General features: G+C 68.3%; 2 protein-coding genes and 1 pseudogene. 2 read left to right on the forward strand and 1 reads right to left on the reverse strand.

The features are described from left to right. Window positions 1-201: 201 nt before the first annotated feature. The gene (locus tag AC0L3K_RS16270) at window positions 202-1,170 is read left to right on the forward strand and encodes an NUDIX hydrolase (protein ID WP_007594925.1); all 969 of its coding nucleotides are present in this window, start codon (window positions 202-204) and stop codon (window positions 1,168-1,170) included. A gap of 49 nt (window positions 1,171-1,219) precedes the next feature. Continuing rightward, entirely contained in the window at window positions 1,220-3,934 is a 2,715-nt protein-coding gene (locus tag AC0L3K_RS16275) for a DUF2339 domain-containing protein (protein ID WP_219678680.1), read from the forward strand. Between the two features lie 3 nt (window positions 3,935-3,937). Here the strand turns inward: AC0L3K_RS16275 and AC0L3K_RS16280 are convergent. Beyond that, window positions 3,938-5,212 (reverse strand): annotated as a pseudogene (locus AC0L3K_RS16280) (methyl-accepting chemotaxis protein); the annotation flags it as partial. Window positions 5,213-5,374 lie beyond the last annotated feature (162 nt).

The following is a 5,374-nucleotide window of genomic DNA, read 5'->3' on the forward strand; positions in this document are numbered from 1 at the left end:
TGGGGGGCGCCGGCGCCCGCTGGGGGGTGGGGGGGGGGGAGCGGGTATCTCCATACTGGGACACTCCCGATGAGGAGAGAGCCCCCACCCGGCGCTGCGCGCCGACCTCTCCCGCAAGCGGGAGAGGTTACAGCGAGCCCGCGGCGAGACCGGCTCAAACAATTGGCATACCTATCTCATCACTCACGCGATCGCCATCGCATGAGCGAAAAGCTGCTGACGCCGATCGAGATCGGCCTGACTGCCGCGATCGTCGCGATCGAGAATCATGAGCCGCTGATCCTCACCGCGCGCGACAGTGACGGACTGGCCGGCCTGCCGTTCGGCCCGTTCGATGCGCCGAGCCACCGCACTTTCGAGATCGGCCTGCGGGCCTGGGTCGAGGAACAGACGGGCCTGCGGCTCGGCTATGTCGAACAGCTCTACACGTTCGGCGATCGCGGCCGGCATGCCGAAGCCGGCGACATCGGCGCGCACATGGTGTCGATCGGCTATCTCGCACTGACGCGCGCCATCGGCGGCGAACTCGCAGCCACGAGTGCGAGCTTCGCGCCGTGGTATCGCTTCCTGCCGTGGGAAGACTGGCGCGAGGGGCCGCCCGCGATCATCGCGGACGACATCATCCCGGCATTGACCGAGTGGGCCGAAGAGGAGACGCCGGAGACGACGCGCGCACTGCCGCGCAAGGATCGCGTGCGGTTCTATTTCGGTCTCGACGGCGCGTCCTGGGACGAGGAGCGCGTGCTCGACCGCTACGAGCTCCTGTACGAGGCCGGGCTGGTCGAGGAAGCACGGCGCGACGGTCGCCCTGCGGCATTAGCGCGCAAGGCACTGCCCGCGCTCGGCACATCCATGCGCTTCGACCACCGCCGGATTCTTGCGACAGCGATCGCGCGACTGCGTGCAAAACTGAAGTATCGTCCTGTGGTCTTTGAACTTTTGCCCGCCGAGTTCACACTCACCGAATTGCAGTATACGGTGGAGGCGATCTCCGGCCGACACCTGCACAAACAAAATTTCCGCCGCCTGGTCGAAATGGAAGCCCTGGTCGAACCGACCGGGGTGATGTCGACACAGACGGGCGGACGTCCGGCGGCGCTCTACCGCTTCCGTCGCGACGTGCTCCAGGAGCGGCCCGCGCCGGGCTTGCGCGTACGCTCCCGGCGCTAACCCGAGATATGCGCGATCGGCCCCTGCCCGCCGATTGCCTGGAGGCTTTATGTCTGACGGCCCGTTCGACGTCTTCGCGCTGATCATTGCGGTCATCGCTTTCATCATCGCGATCAAGGCCTCCAGCCAGGCGGCTGAGCTGCGACGACGGCTGAGCTCGCTCGAAGCGACGTTCCACGCGCAACGGCCCGTGCAGCCGCCGCGGATCCCGGCAGATGTGTGGGCTGAAGCGTCCGCGACGACTTCTGCAGCGCCGCCGCCGCTTGTGCCCCAAGCCGAACCGGGAGCCGAGGCGCCGCCCCCGCCCGTCACGGAGGATGTTTCACCGCCTCCGCTCGAAGCGAGCACCGAGGCCGACGCGCCGCCGCCGCGGCCCGCACCCGCGCCCGCGCCCGGCTTCGAGGAACGGCTCGGCACGCGCTGGGTGGTGTGGATCGGCGGCCTTGCGCTCGCGCTCGGCGGCTTCTTCATGGTGCGCTATTCGATCGAGGCCGGCCTCGTCGGCCCCGGTGTGCGCGTGTTCCTTGGCGGCGTGTTCGCGCTGGCGCTGCTTGGCGCCGGCGAATGGTCACGCCGCAAGGAGAGCATCTCCAACATCGCCGCGCTGCCGATCGCCAACATTCCCGCGATCCTCACCGCGGCCGGCACGGCGGTGGCATTTGCGACCATCTACGCGGCTTACGCGCTCTATGGATTCCTCGTCCCCGCGACCGCCTTCGTGCTGCTCGGCCTCGTCGCGCTCGGCACGCTGGCTGCAGCGCTTTTGCACGGGCCCGCGCTCGCGGGCCTCGGCGTAGTCGGCGCGTTCGTGACGCCGATCCTCGTCTCGAGCGACAAGCCGAACTATTGGGCACTCTACATCTATCTCGCCATCGTCACCGCCGCGAGCTTCGGCCTCGCCCGTATCCGGTTGTGGCGCTGGCTTGCGGTCACCACGATCGCCTTCGCCGTGCTCTGGATCTTTCCGGGGCTCGATACCAGCGACTTGCAGGTCGCGCCGCACGCTTTGCATGTGATCGCAGGCTTCGTTCTTGCCGCTCTTCTCGTCGTCTGCGGCTTCATGTTCGGCCCGACGATCGAGGACGGTGAAATCGAGCCGGTCTCGTCGGGCTCGCTCGGTGCCTATCTGTTCGGCGCGATGCTGATCGTGCTGTCGAGCGCGCATGCGGACCTGGCGCTGATCGCCTTCACGCTGCTCGTCGGCGCGACGCTGCTTGTCGCCTGGCGCGCGCCGGCGGCCACCGGCGCGCTCGGCGCGGCCGCCGCGACCGTCTTCATCGTGTTCGCCGAATGGGCGGTGCGCGCCAATCCCGACATGCTGGTGCTGCCGGGCGGCCCCATCGCCGGCATCGCACCGACGGCGATCGACAGCGCGGTGACGCTGCATCTGGTGATGGCGGCGATCTTCGCCGCCGGCTTCGGCATCGCGGGATTCCTCGCGCAGGGCCGTTCGAACTCGGCGATCATTCCGGTGGTGTGGTCGGTCGCGGGTGTCGCGACGCCGATCGCGATCCTGGTCGCGCTCTACGCACGCATCGCGCACCTCGACCGCTCGATCCCGTTCGCCATTCTCGCGGTGCTGCTCGCCGCCGCCTTCGGCGCTGCCACCGAAGCGCTTGCGCGCCGCGAGACCCGGCCGGGCGCCATGATCTCCACGGCCTTGTTCGCGACCGGCACGCTCGGTGCGCTGGCGCTGGCGCTGACATTTGCATTGGAGAAGGGCTGGCTCACGATCGCACTCGCGCTGATGTCGCTCGGCACCGCCTGGATCTCGATGCAGCGGCCGATCCCGTTCCTGCGCTGGCTGGCCGCGATCTTCGCAGGCCTGGTCACCGCTCGGATCGGCTATGATCCACGCATCGTCGGCGACGCCGTCGGAACCACGCCGATCTTCAACTGGCTGTTGTGGGGCTACGGCGTGCCGGCGGCATCGTTCTGGGCGGCGAGCCTGTTCCTGCGCCGCCGCGGCGACGACGCCCCGTTGCGCATGATCGAGAGCGCCGCGATCCTGTTCACCGCGCTGCTCGCCTTCATGGAGATCCGGCACTTTGCGACCGGCGGCGACGTGACGTCGGCACCGTCGCTGCTCGAATGCGCGCTGCAGGTCAGCGTCATGCTCGCCATGGCGATCGGGCTGGAGCGTCTGCGGCAGCGCAGCCGCAGCATCGTGCACAATGTCGGCGCGGTCGTGCTCACGGCGATCGCCGGGCTCGTGGGCGTGTTCGGCCTCTTGATCCTGGAGAACCCGCTGCTGTGGCGCACCGACGTCGGCGGCGCCGTGTTCAACCTGCTGCTGCTCGGCTACGCGCTGCCAGCGGTGCTGATGCTGCTGCTGTCCTATGCCGTGGCCGGCGAACGCGGCAAGGCCTACGCCAACACGATTGCGGGCGGCGCGCTGCTGTTCGCGCTGACCTATGTCACGCTGGAGATCCGCCGCTTCTATCACGGCCCGATCCTCTCCTCCGGGGAGACGACGGGCGCCGAGCAATATACCTATTCGATCGGCTGGCTCGGCTTCGGCGTGGTGCTGCTCGGCGTCGGCATTCTCGTCAATTCGGAGCGGGCGCGGCTGGCGTCGGCCGTCGTGATCGCGTTGACGATCCTGAAGGCCTTCGTCATCGACATGTCGACGCTGACGGGCGTCTACCGCGCGCTGTCCTTCATGTGCCTCGGCATCGTGCTGGTCGCGATCGGCTGGCTCTACCAGCGCATCCTGTTCCGGCGGCAGGTCGCACCGCCGCCGGCTCCGCAGACGAGCATTTGAGGATCAGGCCGCGCGAACCGATTCCAGGAATTGCGCGACCTCGACCTTGAGACGGGTGCTGTCGGTCGCGAGCGATTTTGCCGCCGACAGCACCTCGTTCGAGGCCTCGCCGGTCTCGAACGCACCCCGCTGCACATCGGTGATGTTCGACGAGACCTCCTGCGTGCCGACCGAGGCCTGCTGGACGTTACGCGAGATTTCCTGCGTGGCCGCGCCCTGTTCTTCGACTGCGGCAGCGATGGCCGCAGCCACTTCGGACAGCCGCTCGATGGTGCCGCCGATCTCCTGGATGGCACTGACCGATTCCTGCGTCGCCGCCTGGATACCTGAGACCTGCGCCCCGATCTCACCGGTGGCTTTCGCAGTCTGCTCCGCCAGCGCCTTGACCTCGGAGGCGACGACCGCGAATCCGCGGCCCGCTTCACCGGCACGCGCGGCCTCGATGGTCGCGTTCAGCGCCAACAGATTGGTCTGGCCCGCGATGGTATTGATGAGTTCGACGACGTCGCCGATGCGGGACGCCGCCTGCGACAGCGCGTTGACGCGGTCGTTGGTCCGCGCCGCCTGCTCGACGGCCTCCGCCGCCATCCGCGCCGAATCCTGCACGCGGCGGCTGATCTCGGTGATGGAGGACGACAGCTCCTCCGAAGCGGATGCCACCGCCTGGACGTTGGTCGAGGCTTCCTCGGAGGCGGCTGCGACGACGGTCGCGAGTTCCTGTCCGCGCTGCGCGGTGTTGGTCAGCGTCGAGGCGGAGGCCTCGAGCTCGGTGGAAGCCGAGGACACGGTCCCGACGACTTCGCCGATCATGGCTTCGAACTTGCGGGTGATGGCGTCGACACGGCGGCCGCGTTCGATCTTGGCTTCGGCGTCGCGCGCAGCGGCCTCGTCGGCAGCCTTCTTGGCGATCAGCGCCTCCTTGAAGATCTGCAGCGCATCCGCCATCGAGCCGATCTCGGTCCGCTCGCCGCGATGCGGCACCTCGGCCGAAAGGTCGCCCTCGCCGAGCGACTGCATCGGGCGGATGATCGAGGCAATGCCACGGGAAACGTCGCGCACGAGATAATAGGCGGCGCCGATCGCGATCACGACCGAGAGCACGATGATGCCGACCAGCACGCGGAAGATCATGGCATAGCTGTCGGCGGCCTGCTTGGTCTCCAGCTCGGCGCCGCGATTGTTCATCTCGATGCCCTTCTGAAGCAGCGGGTCGGCGGCCTGGGCCATCTTCGCGACCTTGGTCTGCAACAGCTCGTTAGCGTCGGCCGGGAAACGGCCGCCGCCCCTTGGCGCCCCCGCCCACACCGCCAGCCCCCCCGGGACAAAAAACGGCCCCCCCGGGGGGCCATGGCCTCCGGCGGCGGCATTTCGGCCGGCCGAAAGGGCACGATGCCAAGGACTCGCTCAAGCCCGTGGCTGAAGCGTTGTCGAAGGTCGTGA

This window comes from Bradyrhizobium sp. MI1.10 (genome assembly GCF_055811035.1).